Genomic DNA, 18164 nt, shown 5'->3' with positions numbered 1-18164 from the left:
TTATACGAATTGCACACTCCCGGTGCTGCGTATGTCGAATTGTGGTGCAGGAGAAATGACAGAATTGTGATTAAGATCTCGCCAGTCGCTTATGAAAAAATGAACGTTTTCCAGGCAAAAAAGAGTGATAAAAATTTTTTACTGCCGCTTCGTGGGAAAAACCGGGAATTTGCTGGAGTGCATGCTGTACGGGCTGGAGGCAGTTATCCACTATTCCTGTGGATAACCTTGTGCATTAGAGTTAGAAAACCCGCGATAAGCGAGAGAATACGCGGGTTACAACCAAATTGATGCGAAACGCGGCTTAATAAATTAGTCTTTATTTTTTAACGAATTAGATAAAAGCAATTCCCTCAACGCCAGCGAGACCTGCTGCCATAAAACTTTCATAACCGCCCTTGACAAATGTTAAAAAAGTAATAGTTCTGGGGATAACCCCCTGAGGCTGGTGTTTTATTTTGTCACAGTCGAAATTTGGCTCGCGAACGCACTAATCCTCTCTGCGCTACGCTAAATATCCTGACACGCTACTGGTTTTTCATCCAGTGTTTTTTACTGGCAATCCTGGCCACAACGAGTAAAATTACTCACCTGCCGCTTATTCTGTCATCAGGTCGTCGCCCATGAGTAAACCGTTTAAACTGAATTCTGCTTTCCGTCCTTCCGGGGATCAGCCCGAGGCTATTCGTCGCCTGGAAGAGGGGCTGGAGGACGGGCTGGCGCACCAGACCCTGCTGGGGGTTACCGGTTCGGGCAAAACCTTCACCATTGCCAACGTCATTGCCGATCTCCAGCGTCCGACGATGGTTCTCGCGCCGAACAAAACGCTGGCGGCGCAGCTGTATGGTGAGATGAAAGAGTTCTTCCCGGAAAACGCGGTGGAGTATTTCGTCTCCTACTACGACTACTACCAGCCGGAAGCCTACGTTCCCAGCTCCGACACGTTTATCGAGAAAGATGCCTCGGTGAACGAACATATCGAGCAGATGCGTTTGTCGGCGACCAAGGCGCTGCTGGAGCGTCGTGATGTGGTGGTGGTGGCCTCGGTGTCGGCGATCTACGGCCTGGGCGATCCGGATCTCTATCTCAAGATGATGCTGCACCTGACGCAGGGGATGATCATCGATCAGCGTGCGATTTTGCGCCGTCTGGCGGAGTTGCAGTACACCCGTAACGATCAGGCGTTCCAGCGCGGGACCTTCCGCGTGCGCGGCGAGGTGATTGATATCTTCCCGGCGGAGTCGGACGATATGGCGCTGCGCGTGGAGCTGTTCGACGAAGAGGTTGAACGCCTGTCGCTGTTCGATCCGTTGACCGGTCACGTCGAGTCGGTGATCCAGCGCTTCACCATCTACCCAAAAACGCACTATGTAACGCCGCGCGAGCGTATTGTGCAGGCGATGGAAGAGATCAAAACCGAGCTGGCGGACCGCCGCAAGGTGCTGCTGGCGAACAATAAGCTGCTGGAAGAGCAGCGCCTGAGCCAGCGTACCCAGTTCGATCTGGAGATGATGAACGAGCTGGGCTACTGCTCCGGCATCGAAAACTACTCGCGCTACCTCTCCGGGCGCGGGCCGGGCGAAGCGCCGCCGACGCTGTTTGACTACCTTCCGGCGGACGGCCTGCTGGTGATCGACGAATCCCACGTTACGATCCCCCAGATCGGCGGGATGTACCGCGGTGACCGCGCGCGTAAAGAGACGCTGGTGGAGTACGGGTTCCGACTGCCGTCAGCGCTGGACAACCGTCCGATGAAGTTTGAAGAATTTGAGGCGCTTGCTCCGCAGACCATCTACGTATCGGCCACGCCGGGCAACTACGAGCTGGAAAAATCCGGTGATGACGTGGTGGACCAGGTGGTGCGTCCGACCGGGCTGCTGGATCCGATTATCGAGGTGCGTCCGGTGGCGACGCAGGTGGACGATCTGCTCTCGGAAATACGTGCCCGCTCCGCCATCAACGAGCGCGTGCTGGTTACCACGCTCACCAAACGTATGGCGGAAGATTTGACGGAGTATCTGGAAGAACACGGTGAGAAGGTGCGGTATCTGCACTCGGATATCGATACCGTGGAGCGTATGGAGATCATCCGCGATCTGCGTCTGGGCGAGTTCGACGTGCTGGTCGGTATTAACCTTCTGCGAGAAGGGCTGGATATGCCTGAGGTGTCGCTGGTGGCGATTCTGGACGCGGACAAAGAGGGCTTCCTGCGTTCCGAGCGCTCGCTGATCCAGACCATTGGCCGCGCCGCGCGTAACGTCAACGGGAAGGCGATCCTGTACGGGGATAAAATCACCCCGTCGATGGCCAAAGCGATTGGCGAAACGGAACGTCGTCGCGAGAAGCAGCAGCGCTACAACGAAGAGCACGGCATCACGCCGCAGGGGCTGAACAAGAAGGTGGTGGATATCCTGGCGCTGGGTCAGAACATTGCGAAGACCAAAGCGAAAGGCCGCGGCAAGGCCCGTTCAGTGGTGGAAGAGGATACCGTCGCGCTGACGCCGAAAGCGTTGCAGCAGAAGATCCACGAGCTGGAAGGGCAGATGATGCAGCATGCGCAGAACCTGGAGTTCGAAGAGGCCGCGCAAATCCGCGATCAGCTGCATCAGCTGCGGGATCTGTTTATTGCGGCATCGTAGTTTTTTGCCCGGTGGCGTTTTCTCCCTCTCCCTGTGGGTGTACGGTCCGGGGACATAGTGAACACTTGTTCGGGGACATGGTAGACACTTACAACTAAGGCATAAGAACCCGTTTATGGAGTCGCTTATGCCCTGGGATGCGAGAGATACCATGTCATTACGTACCGAGTTTGTTTTGTTCGCCTCGCAGGACGGGGCGAACATCCGTTCCCTCTGCCGTCACTACGGCATTTCCCCTGCCACCGGCTACAAGTGGCTTCAGCGCTGGGTTCAGGAAGGCGCCGCCGGCCTTCAGGACCGCCCGCGCATACCGCACCATTCCCCGAACCGCTCGTCAGACGACATCACTGCCCTGCTGCGCATGGCACATGCCCGTCATGAACGCTGGGGAGCCCGCAAGATTAAGCGCTGGCTCGAAGACCAGGGACACACCATGCCTGCCTTCAGCACCGTCCATAACCTGATGGCCCGCCATGGCCTGCTGCCGGGAACGGCGCCCGGTATTCCGGCTACGGGCCGCTTCGAACACGATGCGCCGAACAGGCTCTGGCAGATGGATTTTAAGGGCCACTTTCCCTTTGGCGGTGGCCGCTGCCATCCGCTCACCCTGCTGGATGACCACTCCCGTTTTTCCCTGTGCCTGGCGCACTGTACCGATGAACGGCGCGAGACCGTGCAGCAGCAACTGGTCAGCGTGTTTGAGCGTTACGGCCTGCCGGACCGGATGACGATGGACAACGGCTCGCCGTGGGGTGACACCACCGGCACCTGGACGGCGCTGGAGCTGTGGCTGATGCGCCACGGTATCCGGGTGGGCCATTCCCGGCCTTACCATCCGCAGACGCAGGGCAAGCTGGAGCGTTTTCACCGCAGCCTGAAGGCGGAAGTGCTACAGGAGAGATGGTTCGCGGACAGCGGTGAGTTGCAGCGCGCTTTCGACCACTGGCGGACGGTGTACAACCTTGAACGGCCACATGAAGCGCTGGACATGGCAGTACCGGCCTCGAGATACCAGCCGTCTGCGCGGTAGTACCGCGCCGGCACACCCCCACCGGAGTACGATGAAGGCGTGGTGGTCAGGAAGGTGGATATCAGCGGGAAGCTGAGCATACAGGGTATCAGTCTGAACGCAGGGAAGGCCTTCAGGGGAGAGCGTGTGGGGCTGAGGGAGACACAGGAGGACGGCTGCTATGAAGTATGGTGGTACAGCACGAAAGTGGGGATGATCGACCTGAAGAAAAAGTCGATCATCATGGGTAAAGGATGTTAAAAAGTGTTCACCATGTCCCCGAACACCTGTCTACCATGTCCCCGGACTGTACAAGGGAGAGGGCCGGGGTGAGGGCATCAGGCCGCACAAAACGAACCTAACCTAATGCCTGAATCGCCTTCTCCAGCGCCTCGCGCAGCAGATGGCGGTCGTGGCGATATTTAATATCGCTGGCTTCCAGCGGCTCCTGCACCACCACGCGATCGCCAATCCCCGATACATCCACTTTCGGCCCGACCACGACACCATCGATAATTTTCTTACCAACGTACTGTTCCATCAGGTCCAGCTTATCCGCCAGCGACAGGCTTGCCGCCGCCGGGCTGAGTTCGCGGCCTAAATTACCGATATAGACCATGGGCGCAGGCGTTCTGCGCAGCGCCTGCGCCAGCTCTTTCACCAGCAGGATCGGCATCAGGCTGGTGTAAAAACTTCCCGGCCCAATCAGGATCAGATCGGCCTCGGCAATCGCTTCTACCGCTTCACGCGTTGCGGGTACGCTGGGGTAGGTCATCAGCTCTTTTGGCGGAAGAAGAAGCTGGTCGATATTCACTTCACCATACACTTCGTGATCGTCGGCATCGATCGCCATTAAATCCACCGGCTGTTCAGACATCGGGATCAGGAATGCATCCACCTTTAACAGGTTACGAATTAAATTGATCGCTTCCAGAGGGCGCACGCTCAGGTGATCAAGTGCCTTTAACATCAGATTTCCAAGGTTATGGCCTGAAAGTTCACCATTCCCGCCAAAACGGTATTCAAACATCGCCGAGGCCACGCTTGGCTCCGTGATAAGCTGGTTGAGGCAATTGCGCATGTCACCCCAGGCAATCCCGCCTTCAGCACGTCGGATCCGCCCGGTTGAGCCGCCGTTGTCCGTTGTTGTCACGATGCCAGTCAGGCGCGAGCCCAGTGACGATAACGACGACATCACGCGTCCCAGACCGTGACCTCCGCCAAGAGCGACCACACGGTCCAGATCCGCAAAAGTGCGATTGCGCATACCTATTCCTTATCCTGTTAAGCTTGCGTCACAGTAACGCAACTACTCCTAAAAGACGATGCCTCTCACAAACCATAATGACGTATATCAATGCGAAAGCGCTGTTTTTGCGTATTCTGTAGTGAAAATGCACGATAACATCGTTATATATAAATTTATATAGCGAAAAGCGACAATGGCGAAGTGGCGATTTCCACGCTACTATCGCCATAACCACGTTTTCAAAACTGAAAACATACACTCTAGCCCTGGCGCCTGTGTCGAGAGATATGGCGCCCTGGCCGTGGCGGATTTGCCACCAGGGTACAGAAAGAAATGACTGTGCCTCCCGATCTGGAAAGGTGTACATGGCTTCACAACTTACTGATGCTTTCGCGCGTAAGTTTTTCTACTTACGTTTGTCGATTACCGACGTGTGTAACTTCCGTTGCACCTACTGCCTGCCCGATGGCTACAAGCCGGGCAGCGTCACCAATAATGGCTTTCTCTCCGTGGATGAAGTACGCCGCGTCACGCGCGCGTTCTCTGAACTTGGCACGGAAAAAGTGCGTCTTACCGGGGGAGAGCCCTCCCTGCGCCGTGATTTCCCTGACATCATTGCCGCCGTGCGTGAAAACGAACGTATCCGCCAGATCGCGGTGACCACCAACGGTTACCGCATGGCGCGTGACGTGGCGAACTGGCGCGATGCGGGGCTGACGGCGATCAACGTCAGCGTCGATAGCCTGGACGCCCGTCAGTTCCACGCCATTACCGGCCAGGACAAGTTCCAGCAGGTGATGGACGGCATCGATGCCGCGTTCACCGCCGGTTTCGACAAGGTCAAAGTCAACACCGTGTTGATGCGTGATGTGAACCACCATCAGCTGGACACCTTCCTGGCGTGGATCAAACCGCGCCGCATTCAACTGCGTTTTATTGAGCTGATGGAGACCGGGGAGGGCAGCGAGCTGTTCCGTCGCCATCATATCTCCGGCATGGTTCTGCGCGACGAACTGCTGAAACGCGGCTGGATCCACCAGATCCGCCAGCGCAGCGATGGCCCGGCGCAGGTCTTTTGTCATCCGGATTATGAAGGCGAAATCGGCCTGATCATGCCCTATGAAAAAGACTTCTGTGCCAGCTGCAACCGCCTGCGCGTCTCCTCCGTCGGCAAGCTCCATCTTTGCCTGTTCGGGGATGGCGGCGTCGATCTACGCGATTTGCTGGAAGATGACGCCCAGCAGGACGCGCTTGAAGCACGTATTTCCGAGGCGCTGACGCACAAAAAGCAGACCCATTTCCTGCATCAGGGCAACACCGGCATTACTCAGAACCTGTCCTATATCGGCGGGTAATCAGGCTTTAGAAGGAACCAGAAGATGAGTCAGGTAAGCGCGGAATTTATCCCGACACGCATTGCTATTCTTACCGTTTCCGAACGTCGTGGTGAAGAGGATGATACCTCCGGCCACTGGCTGCGCGAGGCGGCACACGAAGCCGGACACCAGATTGTTGATAAAGCGATCGTCAAAGAAAACCGTTACGCCATTCGCGCTCAGGTCTCACAGTGGATTGCGAGCGATGACGTCCAGGTTGTTCTGATCACTGGCGGCACCGGCTTTACCGCAGGCGACCAGGCGCCGGAAGCGCTGCTCCCGCTGTTCGATCGCGAAGTGGAAGGCTTCGGCGAAGTGTTCCGCATGCTCTCCTTTGAAGAGATTGGCACCTCTACGCTTCAGTCCCGTGCCGTCGCGGGGGTGGCGAATAAGACGCTGATCTTCGCCATGCCGGGGTCGACCAAAGCCTGCCGCACCGCGTGGGAAAACATTATTGCCCCGCAGCTGGATGCCCGTACCCGTCCATGTAATTTCCATCCCCATTTAAAGAAATAAGCTATGTCACAACTGACCCACATTAACGCCGCTGGCGAAGCGCATATGGTGGATGTCTCCGCCAAAGCCGAAACGGTGCGCGAGGCGCGTGCTGAAGCGTTCGTCACCATGCTGCCGGAGACGCTGGCGATGATTATCGACGGTAGCCATCACAAGGGTGATGTGTTTGCCACCGCCCGCATCGCCGGTATTCAGGCCGCTAAACGTACCTGGGACCTCATCCCGCTCTGCCATCCGCTGATGCTCAGCAAAGTGGAGGTAAATTTGCAGGCGCAGCCGGAGCATAACCGCGTGCGTATCGAGTCCCTGTGCCGCTTGACCGGGAAAACCGGCGTGGAGATGGAGGCGTTGACGGCGGCCTCCGTGGCGGCGCTGACCATCTACGACATGTGTAAAGCGGTGCAGAAAGATATGGTGATTGGCCCGGTGCGTCTGCTGGCAAAAAGCGGCGGCAAATCCGGTGATTTTAAGGTGGAAAGCCATGATTAAGGTGCTCTTTTTTGCCCAGGTCCGTGAGCTGGTCAATACCGACAGCCTGACGCTGGACGGCTCTTTCAAAAATGTCGCCGCCCTGCGTGCGCATCTGGCGGCGCAAGGCGACCGCTGGGCGCTGGCGCTGGACGAAGGCAAACTGCTGGCCGCCGTGAACCAGACGCTGGTGGAGTTAACCCACCCGCTGGCCGATGGGGACGAAGTGGCCTTCTTCCCGCCGGTCACAGGGGGTTAAGATGACGGAAACCCGAATTCTGGTCGGCCATGAGCGTTTTAACGTGGGCACGGAATATGACTGGCTGGCCGGGCGCGACGAAGACGGCGCGGTCGTGACGTTTACCGGGAAAGTGCGTAATCATAATCTCGGGGACAGCGTAAAAGCGCTGACGCTGGAGCACTATCCGGGAATGACCGAAAAATCGCTGGCGGCCATTGTCGAAGAGGCGCGAGGCCGCTGGCCGCTGGGGCGCGTTACGGTTATCCATCGCATCGGCGAAATGTGGCCCGGCGAAGAGATTGTGTTTGTTGGCGTCACCAGCGCCCATCGCGGGAGTGCTTTTGCGGCGGGGGAGTTCATCATGGATTACCTTAAAACCAAAGCGCCGTTCTGGAAGCGTGAAGCGACGCCGGAAGGTGAGCGCTGGGTGGAATCACGCGACAGCGATAAACATGCCGCCAGCCGTTGGTAGTTGGTTTACGCGGATGTGTTACTCTTAACGTGTGTGTTTACTTAATCAGGAGTGAATCATGGACCGATTTCCGCGTTCCGATTCGATAGTTCAGCAGACCCGTAGCGGGCTGCAAACCTACATGGCTCAGGTGTATGGCTGGATGACGGTTGGCCTGCTGCTTACCGCGTTTATCGCGTGGTATGCGGCAAACACGCCTGAACTGATGATGTTTATCTTCTCAAGCAAAATCACCTTCTTTGGGCTGATTATTGCGCAACTGGCGCTGGTGTTCGTGCTCTCCGGGCTGGTGCACAAGCTCAGCGCGGGTATGGCGACCACGCTGTTTATGCTCTATTCGGCGCTGACCGGGCTGACGCTTTCCAGTATTTTCATCGTTTACACCTACTCTTCCATCGCCAGCACGTTTGTGGTGACCGGCGGGATGTTCGGTGTGATGAGCCTGTACGGTTACACCACCAAACGTGACCTGAGCGGCTTCGGCAACATGCTGTTTATGGGGCTGATTGGGATTGTGCTGGCGTCGCTGGTGAACCTGTGGCTGAAGAGTGACGCGCTGATGTGGGCGGTGACCTATATCGGGGTGGTGATCTTCGTGGGCTTAACCGCTTACGACACCCAGAAGCTGAAAAACATCGGTGAACAAATTGATGTTCGCGACAGTTCAAACCTGCGCAAATACTCGATTCTGGGCGCGCTGACGCTTTATCTGGACTTCATCAACCTGTTCCTGATGCTGCTGCGTATTTTTGGCAACCGTCGCTAGTTATTTCCCCCTCACCCTAACCCTCTCCCTCAGGGAGAGGGGATTGCACGGTGCGGGCTTTTCTCCCTCTCCCCGTGGGAGAGGGCCGGGGTGAGGGCATCAGACCGCAGCGCTACCCGACACAACTCACTTCGCCAACATCCTCTCGTTCTTCGCGCGCAGCTTCTTCGCCCGACTCTCCAGCACCAGATAACAGACCGTTGCCAGCGCCAGCGGCAGGAAGTAGTAGATCATGCGGTACGCGAGCAGGGCGGCGATAATCGTCCCGTGAGACACATGCTCCCCCGCAAGCAGCGCGATAAACACCGCCTCCAGTACGCCAATACCCGCCGGAATATGCACAATCACCCCGGCAATACTGCTTACCAGCAGCACGCCCAGCACGAAGAAGTAGTTCACATCTTCGCCAATCAACAGCCAGATAATGGCCCCCATCGCCATCCAGTTAGCGCTGGAAACCACCATTTGCAGGACGGCAAACTTCCATGACGGCAGCACCAGCTTCTGGCCTTTAATGGTCATGTGACGACGTTTGGCAAAGGCGCAGGCCCACAGGTAGGCGGCGATGATCAGCAGCAGTACGATGCCCAGGATGCGCAGGGTAGCCTCATCGATGTACCAGTGCGCAGGCAGCTGCACCACGCCGATGGTGAAAATCACCCCGCCCAGCAGGATATACCCCAGCCAGTTGGTGGTGATGCTTAAGGAGAAAATACGCGTGATGGTGCCGCCCGGTAAGCCAAGGCGGGAGTACAGGCGATAGCGCATACCAATCCCGCCCACCCAGGTGCTCAGCGTCAGGTTAAAGGCGTAGCAGATGAATGACACCAGCATAACCTGCCGTTTGGCAAGCTTATGTCCGCAGTAGGCGCGTCCCAACAGGTCATAGCAGCCGTACATCAGGTAGCTCACAATCACCAGCCCAACGGCCCCCAGCAGGACTGTCCGGTTGTAGTTGCGAATAACTTTCCACACCTCTTCCCAGTCCACCTTTTGGGCATACACCACCAGCAGGACCGCGACGGCAATGAAGAACAGCCAGGTCAGGATTTTTTTCGCCAGCCGCCAGCGAGGATGAGATTTCGACATCAGGTTTTCCCTCCATCTTCCGCCTCTACGCGGTCCTGGGTTTCCATTTCGGGTTGCACAGGCGGATCCACCAGCGCCAGTTTCGGCGTATGCGCGGGCAGCCAGCCCACCATGGCCGGGAAGTGGCGCAGGAAGTGGAACACCACCACGCCGATGCCCACGTTCCACCAGCTCCGTTTCGGCACCATGGACTCATCCACACGCACGCAGTCTTTATTGATAAGACCCTGAAGGTTATCGCGCAGGGTCTGATTAAACTGGCGATCGTGGATGATCAGGTTCGCTTCCAGATTGAGCGATAAGCTCAGCGGATCGAGGTTGCTGGAGCCAACGGTCGCCCAGTGGTCATCCATCACGGCGACTTTGCCGTGCAGCGGGCGGCGGCGATATTCATAGATCTGCACGCCGCTTTTGACCAGATAGCGATAGAGCAGACGCGCGCCCACCTTCACAATCGGCATATCGGGCTCACCCTGCACGATAAGCTTCACGCTCACGCCGCGTCGGGCCGCGTTGCGCATGGCGTGCAAAATCCGGTAACCGGGGAAGAAATAGGCGTTGGCGATAATCAACTCGCGCTTCGCGTTCGCCAGCATCTTCAGGTAATGACGCTCGATATCGTCCCGGTGCTCCTCGTTATCCCGCCAGACGAACAGCGCCTGCGCCTCGCCGGGCTTGCGGTTCTCTTCCGGGCGATGACGGCGTCGCCACCAGCGGCGAGCGGCCTCTTTGCCGGGTAAGTTTTCCAGCACGAACAGCTGGATGTCCTGAACCACCGGTCCTTCGATACGGATCGCGTAGTCCTGTTTAGCTTCGGGACCGTAATCCGACATATGCTCGGCGGAGTAGTTAATGCCGCCAACGAAGGCCACCGTTTCATCCACCACCACAATTTTGCGGTGCATTCGGCGGAACAGGTTGGTGCGCATGCCGAACAGACGCGGGCCGGGATCGTAATAGCGGAACACCACCCCTGCGGCGGTGAGCTCGTTAACAAATTCGTCGCTGAGATCCGGCGAACCATATCCGTCGAGCAGAACCTCGATTTTTACACCGCGACGGGCGGCATGCAGCAGTGCGCTGTGCAACTGCCTGCCCACGTCGTCTTCAAACCAGATAAACGTTTCGAGAAAGACTTTCTGCTGTGCGTGGCTAATCGCCTCAAAAACCGCCGGATAAAAGTTATCGCCATTTTCCAGCAGCGTAATACGGTTACCTTCCTGCCATGAGCATTTCATAAGTGGATCTCCGCGCTGAGTGGGGCATGGTCGGAGAGATGTCGCCAGTTGAGTAAAGCCAGCGCCGTCGGGCTGCTGGCGTGGGCATTTTTTACGTAAATGCGGTCAAGGCGCAGCAGGGGGAAGCGCACCGGAAACGTCCGCGCGGGACGACCGCGTGAGCGGGTAAAGATCTCCTCCAGCCCCGCCTTCACCTTCAGCGGATGGTTGGCCCGCTGTCGCCAGTCGTTGAAATCACCGGCCACTACTACGGGCTCGCCCTCCGGCAGCGCATTGGTCCAGTCTGCCAGCATCTGTAGCTGGGCCTGACGGTGGGCTTCACGCAGGCCAAGATGAACACAGCCCACATGAATGGGAAAATCGAGCGCCGGGGGGGTGATACGACAGTATAACAGCCCGCGTTTTTCGCTCTCGCCAACGGAGACGTCGCGGTTCTCATAATGCTCGATAGGAAAACGCGACAGCACCGCGTTACCGTGATGCCCCTCCGGGTAGACCGCATTGCGCCCGTAGGCGTAGTCGCTCCACATGGTATCCGCCAGAAACTCGTAGTGGGGCGTGTCGGGCCAGTTTTCGAAATGCATCGGGTGCACTTCGTGCGCGCCCATGACCTCCTGGAGGCAGACAATATCGGCGCTGACGGTGCGTACCGCGTCGCGCAGCTCCGGTAAAATGAAGCGGCGGTTAAATGCTGTGAAGCCCTTATGAATGTTTATCGTCAGCACCTTAAGCGAGAAATGCTGCGTTTTTTTGCTCATAAACACCTTCCTGGGTGACTATCCCGATGAAAATAAAGTGTAGTAGGCGTCACAAAAAGATGCGGCGTTACGGAATTTTCCGTAAAGTGCGGTAGTCTGAATTAGCAGAGAAAAATCCTTCAGGAGAGAAGCCATGAAGTGGCAACAACGCGTTCGTGTCGCAACCGGTTTGAGTTGCTGGCAGATAATGTTGCATTTACTGGTCGTGGCCGTACTGGTGATGGGCTGGATGAGCGGCACGCTGGTGCGTGTCGGCTTAGGGTTATGCGTGGTTTACGGCGTGACCGTGCTGTCGATGCTGTTTTTACAGCGTCACCACGACGCGCGCTGGCGTGAAGTGGGTGATGTGCTCGAAGAGCTCACCACCACCTGGTATTTTGGTGCGGCAATGATCGTCCTGTGGCTGTTGTCACGCGTGCTGCAAAACAACCTGCTGCTGGCCCTGGCGGGTCTGGCTATCCTCGCAGGGCCTGCGGTGGTGTCGTTGCTCACCAAAGAGAAAAAGCTACGCGATGTTTCGTCTAAACATCGCATAGGCCACTGAGCCCGTTGTGGCCGCGATGACCAGTAGCGGCCACAAACTTCCCCACACAATATCCAGACTCGCATCCTTCAGATAGATTTGCTTGGTGATATCCGTGAAGTGACGAATCGGGTTTATCCACGTCAAATCCTGTAACCACACTGGCATGTTCTCCACTGGCGAAACATACCCTGAAAGCAAAATCGCCGGCATCATAAAGACAAACACCCCGATAAACGCCTGCTGCTGCGTTGAGCAGAGCGCGGAAATCAGCAGCCCAAACCCCACCAGCGACAGGCCGTAAATCACCATCGTGAAGTAAAACAGCGTCAGCGATCCGGCAAACGGGATCTGGTACGCCCATATTCCCACCCCCAGCACGATGGTGGCCTGGAACGTCGCGACAATCAGTGCCGGCACCGCCTTGCCGACAAATATCTGCCAGGTGGCGAGCGGTGAGACCAGCAGCTGATCCAGCGTACCTTGCTCACGTTCGCGCGCCACGGACAGCGAGGTGACAATCATCACGCCAATGGTGGTGATCATGGCGATCAGCGACGGCACCACAAACCATTTATAGTCCAGGTTCGGGTTGTACCAGTTGCGCACCACCAGTTCGCTGTTGTTGGGTTTGGGTTTGCCTGCCATCAGCTCCTGCTGGTAATCCTTCACCACCTGTTGCAAATAGTTCGCCGCAATCTGGGCGCTGTTGGAGTTACGTCCGTCGAGAATCAGCTGCATCGGCGCGGTCTGGAAGGTGTCCAGGTTGCGGGAAAAGTCCGCCGGGAAGCGCACCAGCAATAATGCTTTTTGCGTGTCGATGGTGGGCTGGATCGCCTGCGGGCTTTCCAGAAGCAGGACATGGGTAAAGGCTTTGGCGCGGGCGAAACGCTGCGTCAACTCGACGGAATGCTTGCCGTTGTCTTCGTTGTAAATGGCGATGGTGGCGTTGGTGACCTCCAGCGTGGCGGCAAACGGAAACAGTACAACCTGAAGCAGCACCGGCAGCACCAGAATGGCGCGGGTCTGCGGCTCGCGCAGCAAGGATTGCAGCTCTTTGCGGATCAATGTCCATAAACGGTGAAACATCGCGTCGTCCTCCTGTCGGGTGGCGCTTGTGCTTACCCGACCTACAAAATCCGATGGCTAATCTAATCTTCTTTTCGTTTTCATCCACGTCAGCCCGATAAACATCACCGCCGACGCCAGCAAAAACAGGGTGTTGATAATCAGCACCACCGGAATATTTCCCGCCAGGAACAGGCTTTGCAGGGTGCTCACAAAGTAGCGCGCCGGAATGATGTACGTCACGGCGCGGATCACCGCCGGCATACTGTCTATCTGGAAGATAAAGCCGGAGAGCATAATCGACGGCAGGAAGGCGGCATTAAGCGCCACCTGCGCGGCGTTAAACTGGTTGCGGGTGATGGTGGAAATTAACAGTCCCATCCCCAGCGTGCTGAGCAAAAACAGGCTGGTAATAAAGAACAGCAGCACCAGCGAGCCGCGGTACGGCACGCCAAGAATAAATACCGAGACCAGCATACACAGCAGCATCGCCAGCATGCCGAGGAAGTAGTAGGGGATCAGCTTGCAGAGCAGCAGCTCGACGCGCGTCACTTCGGTCGAGAGCAGCGCCTCCATGGTGCCGCGCTCCCATTCGCGGGCGATCACCAGCGAGGTGAGGATCGCGCCAATCACCGTCATGATGATGGTGACCGCCCCCGGAATAATAAAATGCTGGCTGATGGCGGCGGGGTTAAACCAGTAGCGCGTCTGCACGTCAATCAGCGGTTCAAACTCCTCCCCCCGGTCTTCGGCGCGCTGCATCTGCCAGAGCTGCCAGATCCCCTCCGCATAGCCCTGCACGAAGTTGGCGGTGTTAGGCTCGCTGCCGTCGGTGATCACCTGAATTGGCGCATCGGCGCCAGGGCGTGCCATATTGGCGGCAAAATCGACCGGAATGACGATCAGACCGCGAATTTTTCCGGCCTGCATTTTCTGGATCAGTTCCTGCCGGTTGTCGCTGATGGTGGCATCGATGTAGGGCGAGCCGGTCATGGCGTGGGTGAAGTCCAGCGCCTCTTCGCTCTGCTGCTCCAGCAAAATCCCGACCCGCAGTTTGCTGGAGTCGAGGTTAATCCCGTAGCCGAAAATAAACAGCAGCAGCAGGGGGATCACCACCGCAATCAGCCAGCTGCTGGGGTCACGCACAATCTGCCGCGTCTCTTTGACGCACAGGGCGCGCACCCGGCGCCAGGAAAGGGCGTTACTGCGCATGAGTATTCTCCTTATCCCAGTCGTGGATGAGGGTGATAAACGCCTGCTCCATGGTCGGGTCTGGCTGCGCGTCGTCGGCGGCCTGCGCTTTCAGGTCATCCGGGGTGCCGTGGGCAATCAGCTTGCCGCGATAGACCAGCCCGATGCGGTCGCAATACTCTGCCTCGTCCATAAAGTGGGTGGTGACCATCACGGTCACGCCTTTTTCCACCATGCTATTGATATGCAGCCAGAATTCGCGGCGGGTGAGAGGGTCCACGCCTGAAGTCGGTTCATCAAGAAACAGGATATCCGGCTCGTGCATCAGTGAGCAGGCCAGCGCCAGCCGCTGTTTGAAGCCAAGCGGCAGAGCGTCGGTAGCGTGTGAGGCGATATCGGTCAGGCCGAAGGCGTCGCACATGCGGCCGATCTTCTCATTCTGTGCCCGTCCCCGCAGGCCATAGACGCCGGAGAAAAATCGCAGATTTTGCTCCACCGTCAGGTTGCCGTAGAGCGAAAACTTCTGCGCCATATAGCCCAGGTGCTGGCGCGCCTTGCCGGAGCTGACTTTGAGATCCATGTTCAGCACCAGCGCTTTGCCGGAGGTCGGTACCAGCAGGCCGCACATCATTTTAAAGGTGGTGGATTTCCCCGCGCCGTTCGGCCCGAGCAGGCCAAATATCTCGCCGCGCTTCACGGCAAAATTGACGTTATCGGTGGCGGCGAAATCGCCGAATTTTTTGGTGAGCGATTTTGCTTCAATGACCGTTTCGCCCGCCGTGCCTTCCACCGTGTGCAGGATGGCGCCAAGCGGTGATTCTGAGGTTCCCGCCCCGCCCAGCAGATCGATAAACGCATCTTCAAAGCGCGGCGCGGTCTCTGTCATGTCGATCTCAGGCATACCCTGCGCACGGCGGATATCGTCGGCGGAAGTCTCTTTTTTGAGGATCACGCGCACCGAACGGCCCTGAATCATCCCGTCGCTCACCTGCGGCAGCTTCAGTACCCGTTGCAGCAGCTTGCGGTTGGACTCCTGCGCGCTGTGCAGCAGAAAACTGCGCCCGGCCATGGTTTGCGTCAGCTCGGTGGGTTCGCCCTGATAGAGCAGTTCGCCTTCATTCATCAGCAGCACGTCGCGGCACTGCTCTGCTTCATCAAGGTAAGAGGTACTCCAGAGGATCAGCATGCCGTCACCCGCCAGCTCGTGCACCATCTGCCACAGCTCGCGGCGGGAAATCGGGTCCACGCCCACGCCGGGTTCATCCAGCAAGAGCACCTTCGGTTCGCCCACCAGCGTGCAGGCCAGCCCCAGCTTCTGCTTCATCCCGCCGGAAAGTTTGCCCGCCAGCCGGTCGGTGAACGGGCCGAGGGAGGTAAACGCCAGCAGACGCTGGAAGGTTTTCTGCCGGGTTTCGCCGGTAACGCTGCGCAGATCGGCATACAGATTGAGGTTTTCCATTACCGTCAGATCTTCGTACAGACCAAACTTCTGCGGCATATAGCCGAGCATGCCGTGGAGCGCCGCGTCGTCTTTGATCGGATCGAGGCCAAGCACGCTGGCACTGCCTTCATCCGGCTTCAGCAATCCCGCCAGCATCCGCATCAGCGTGGTTTTACCCGCGCCGTCCGGCCCCACCAGCCCGGTCACATAGCCTTTCTGAATCGTACAATTCAGCGGTGCGACCGCCGGTTTGGCCATTCCCGGGAAGCGTTTGACCAGATTGTTGAGCTGGATAACCGCATCATTCATGTCGTTCCCCGTCGTTTAAGGTCACGGTAACAGGCATGCCCTGACGCAGCGCGTCGTCCGCATCGGTGACGATGATGCGCAAGCGATACACCAGGTCGGTACGCAGGTCCGGGGTTTCAACGGTTTTTGGCGTGAACTCGGCGGTAGGGGAGACGAAGCCCACTTTGCCGTGATACGGCTTGTCCGGGCGACCGTCGGTATAGAGCAGCAGTTCGCGGCCCGGCTGCATCTGGCCAAGATTTGGCTCATCAATGTAAGCGCGCACCCACACCGGACGGGTTAAGGAGAGCGTTAACACGGTGCTGCCCGCGCTGAGCATGCTGCCCGGCTCCACGGCGCGGGTCATCAGCGTGCCGTCAGACGGGGCGACTAACGTGGTGTCGTGCAGATCCAGCTCCGCCTGGGCTAACTGCGCCTGCGCCTGCTCAAGGCTGGCCTTCGCCTGGGCAATGTCCTGCGCACGGTTACCGGTGCGGTACTGGCTTAGCTTATCCTGGGCAGATTTCAGCGTCGCCTGTGCCTGGTCGCGGGATGAGCGCGCGTTTTCCAGGTCGTTGGCGGAAATAGTACGGCTTTTCCATAAGCCTTGCTGACGGTTATAGAAATTCTGCGCATAGTCATAGGCTGCTTTTGCCTGCTTAACGGCAGCGGCCGCCTGGGAGATCTCTTCGTCACGGTAGCCCGCCAGCATCAGGTCGTATTGCGCCTGTGCGACGGAGACGCCTGCTTTTGCCTGCATCAGCGCGTTCTCAAACGGGGCTTTGTCCAGCATTCCCAGCGTCTGCCCGGCTTTGATGGCATCGCCTTCGTCAACGTTCAGCGAGGCCAGCCGTCCGCCGACGCGGAAGCTCATGTTCACGGTGCGGATATCCACGTTGCCGTACAGCGTCAGGCCACGATCCTGCTGGCTCTGATACCACAGCCAGCCACCGATTCCCGCAGCAAGTAACACAACAACCACCAGAATGATGGCGACAGGTTTTTTCATGACTTCTGGCTCCTTTGCGTTAAGCCTTGCAGGATCAGATCAACGTGACAGGTAATGACCTGGCTAATTTGCGCGGCTTTATCCTCATCGAATTGTGTCCAGCCCGTACGTAACAGGATGGTCTCACGCCCCAGACGGAAGGCGAGCACTTCGCCCAGCAGGGCGTGGGTATGCAAAATGGTGTCGGTATCGCTGGCGTCCCGTCCGGTATAGGCGGCGATCAGCCGGGTCAGATGGCCGTGCATCGGAGCGATCACCTGATCGTGCACCAGCTGGTAGGCGGCAGTGGGGGAGAGCTGCTCGCGGGAGATAAATTTGCTCAGGTTCAGCGTATCGTCGTGCGTCAGCAGGCGGATCATGTTGTGACAGGCGTTAAGGATCAACTGGCGGATGGCAGCCCGGTCCGGCTCTGGCTGGCTGAACAGCGCGGTGGCTTCTTCCACGTGCGGGCGAAAGCTGGTGCCGATAAAATCCGCGATCCACTGGGCACAGGCGAGGTATAAATCCTCTTTTGAGCCAAAATAGTAGGTGATGGCCGCAATATTCTGCCCGGCCTGAGCGGCGATATCCCGCGTGGTGGCATGCAGACCATACTCGCCAAACTGCGCCAGCGCGGCGGCGATAAGCTGACTTTTCGCCTGTTCGCCTTTGGTTGTCGTTGGGGTTGTATTCATAGCAGCATTAAAAATTAATCAATCGATTGATTAAGATTATGCCTGATTTGCGCAAACGTCGAGTCATCGCCGGGGATATTTTATGCGCCACGTCACAAAAGCTGCTACACTCCGCTCCTTCGCGACATTGTGGTTTTTGTCCTTCTATT

At 57.6% G+C, this 18164-nt stretch carries 17 protein-coding genes, 1 pseudogene and 1 riboswitch; of the genes and pseudogenes, 9 read left to right on the top strand and 9 right to left on the bottom strand.

What is annotated here, in order from left to right; translation table 11 throughout:
* The first annotated feature begins 623 nt into the window (after positions 1-623).
* Together uvrB and SK62_RS14200 are read left to right on the top strand one after the other, a co-directional pair.
* A complete protein-coding gene (gene uvrB, locus SK62_RS14205) occupies positions 624-2639 on the top strand; it encodes an excinuclease ABC subunit UvrB (protein WP_015571085.1) in 2016 nt (671 codons plus the stop codon).
* Positions 2640-2754: 115 nt separating this feature from the next.
* Positions 2755-3909: pseudogene (locus SK62_RS14200) on the top strand (IS481 family transposase).
* A gap of 97 nt (positions 3910-4006) precedes the next feature.
* On the opposite strand, the gene yvcK reads toward SK62_RS14200, so the two are convergent.
* On the bottom strand, positions 4007-4915 hold the full coding sequence (gene yvcK / locus SK62_RS14195) for a uridine diphosphate-N-acetylglucosamine-binding protein YvcK (RefSeq protein ID WP_017384936.1): 909 nt from the start codon (positions 4913-4915) through the stop codon (positions 4007-4009).
* Positions 4916-5141: 226 nt separating this feature from the next.
* A riboswitch (molybdenum cofactor riboswitch) is annotated at positions 5142-5275 on the top strand.
* Between yvcK and moaA the strand changes: the two genes are divergently transcribed.
* The 6 genes from moaA (at position 5263) to SK62_RS14165 (ending at position 8736) form a co-directional block, all read left to right on the top strand.
* Entirely contained in the window at positions 5263-6252 is a 990-nt protein-coding gene (gene moaA / locus SK62_RS14190; RefSeq protein WP_017384935.1) for a GTP 3',8-cyclase MoaA, read from the top strand. It overlaps the preceding riboswitch by 13 nt.
* A 24-nt stretch (positions 6253-6276) precedes the next feature.
* Entirely contained in the window at positions 6277-6789 is a 513-nt protein-coding gene (moaB, locus tag SK62_RS14185) for a molybdenum cofactor biosynthesis protein B (protein WP_022647501.1), read from the top strand.
* Between the two features lie 3 nt (positions 6790-6792).
* On the top strand, positions 6793-7278 hold the full coding sequence (gene moaC, locus SK62_RS14180; RefSeq protein WP_006809528.1) for a cyclic pyranopterin monophosphate synthase MoaC: 486 nt from the start codon (positions 6793-6795) through the stop codon (positions 7276-7278).
* A complete protein-coding gene (gene moaD / locus SK62_RS14175; protein ID WP_047718778.1) occupies positions 7271-7516 on the top strand; it encodes a molybdopterin synthase sulfur carrier subunit in 246 nt (81 codons plus the stop codon). The genes moaC and moaD overlap by 8 nt, the downstream gene beginning before the upstream one ends.
* A gap of 1 nt (position 7517) precedes the next feature.
* The gene (gene moaE, locus SK62_RS14170) at positions 7518-7970 is read left to right on the top strand and encodes a molybdopterin synthase catalytic subunit MoaE (RefSeq protein ID WP_015571082.1); all 453 of its coding nucleotides are present in this window, start codon (positions 7518-7520) and stop codon (positions 7968-7970) included.
* 58 nt (positions 7971-8028) lie between these two features.
* Positions 8029-8736 (top strand): Bax inhibitor-1/YccA family protein, encoded by a 708-nt coding sequence (locus SK62_RS14165; protein WP_015571081.1) that lies wholly within the window; start codon positions 8029-8031, stop codon positions 8734-8736.
* A 126-nt stretch (positions 8737-8862) separates the two neighbouring features.
* Here SK62_RS14165 and SK62_RS14160 read toward each other — a convergent pair whose 3' ends face one another.
* The 3 genes from SK62_RS14160 to SK62_RS14150 are packed head-to-tail and all read right to left on the bottom strand — an operon-like array spanning position 8863 to position 11821.
* Positions 8863-9825, bottom strand: coding sequence for a lysylphosphatidylglycerol synthase domain-containing protein (locus SK62_RS14160; protein WP_015571080.1), 963 nt, complete (start codon positions 9823-9825; stop codon positions 8863-8865).
* Positions 9825-11063: a cardiolipin synthase ClsB gene (gene clsB / locus SK62_RS14155; protein WP_047718776.1), complete on the bottom strand. Its 1239-nt coding sequence runs from the start codon at positions 11061-11063 to the stop codon at positions 9825-9827. The genes SK62_RS14160 and clsB overlap by 1 nt, the downstream gene beginning before the upstream one ends.
* On the bottom strand, positions 11060-11821 hold the full coding sequence (locus SK62_RS14150; RefSeq protein ID WP_017384933.1) for an endonuclease/exonuclease/phosphatase family protein: 762 nt from the start codon (positions 11819-11821) through the stop codon (positions 11060-11062). Before SK62_RS14150 ends, clsB begins: the two co-directional genes overlap by 4 nt.
* 133 nt (positions 11822-11954) lie before the next feature.
* Between SK62_RS14150 and SK62_RS14145 the strand changes: the two genes are divergently transcribed.
* Positions 11955-12365, top strand: a complete 411-nt coding sequence (locus SK62_RS14145) for a YbhQ family protein (RefSeq protein WP_003858499.1) — start codon at positions 11955-11957, stop codon at positions 12363-12365.
* Here SK62_RS14145 and SK62_RS14140 read toward each other — a convergent pair.
* The 5 genes from SK62_RS14140 to cecR are packed head-to-tail and all read right to left on the bottom strand — an operon-like array spanning position 12327 to position 18015.
* A complete protein-coding gene (locus SK62_RS14140; protein WP_047718775.1) occupies positions 12327-13433 on the bottom strand; it encodes an ABC transporter permease in 1107 nt (368 codons plus the stop codon). The two genes, SK62_RS14145 and SK62_RS14140, sit on opposite strands and share 39 nt — an antisense overlap.
* A 57-nt stretch (positions 13434-13490) precedes the next feature.
* A complete protein-coding gene (locus SK62_RS14135) occupies positions 13491-14624 on the bottom strand; it encodes an ABC transporter permease (RefSeq protein ID WP_045343735.1) in 1134 nt (377 codons plus the stop codon).
* On the bottom strand, positions 14614-16353 hold the full coding sequence (locus SK62_RS14130) for an ATP-binding cassette domain-containing protein (RefSeq protein ID WP_045337871.1): 1740 nt from the start codon (positions 16351-16353) through the stop codon (positions 14614-14616). Before SK62_RS14130 ends, SK62_RS14135 begins: the two co-directional genes overlap by 11 nt.
* The gene (gene hlyD / locus SK62_RS14125) at positions 16346-17341 is read right to left on the bottom strand and encodes a secretion protein HlyD (protein WP_023296152.1); all 996 of its coding nucleotides are present in this window, start codon (positions 17339-17341) and stop codon (positions 16346-16348) included. Before hlyD ends, SK62_RS14130 begins: the two co-directional genes overlap by 8 nt.
* Positions 17338-18015: a transcriptional regulator CecR gene (cecR, locus tag SK62_RS14120; RefSeq protein ID WP_015571074.1), complete on the bottom strand. Its 678-nt coding sequence runs from the start codon at positions 18013-18015 to the stop codon at positions 17338-17340. Before cecR ends, hlyD begins: the two co-directional genes overlap by 4 nt.
* Between the last annotated feature and the right edge of the window lie 149 nt (positions 18016-18164).

Origin of the sequence: Enterobacter sp. BIDMC109 (assembly GCF_001037885.1) — a bacterium.
Lineage (GTDB): Bacteria > Pseudomonadota > Gammaproteobacteria > Enterobacterales > Enterobacteriaceae > Enterobacter > Enterobacter hormaechei_C.
This window is presented reverse-complemented; position numbering and strand designations above follow the sequence as displayed.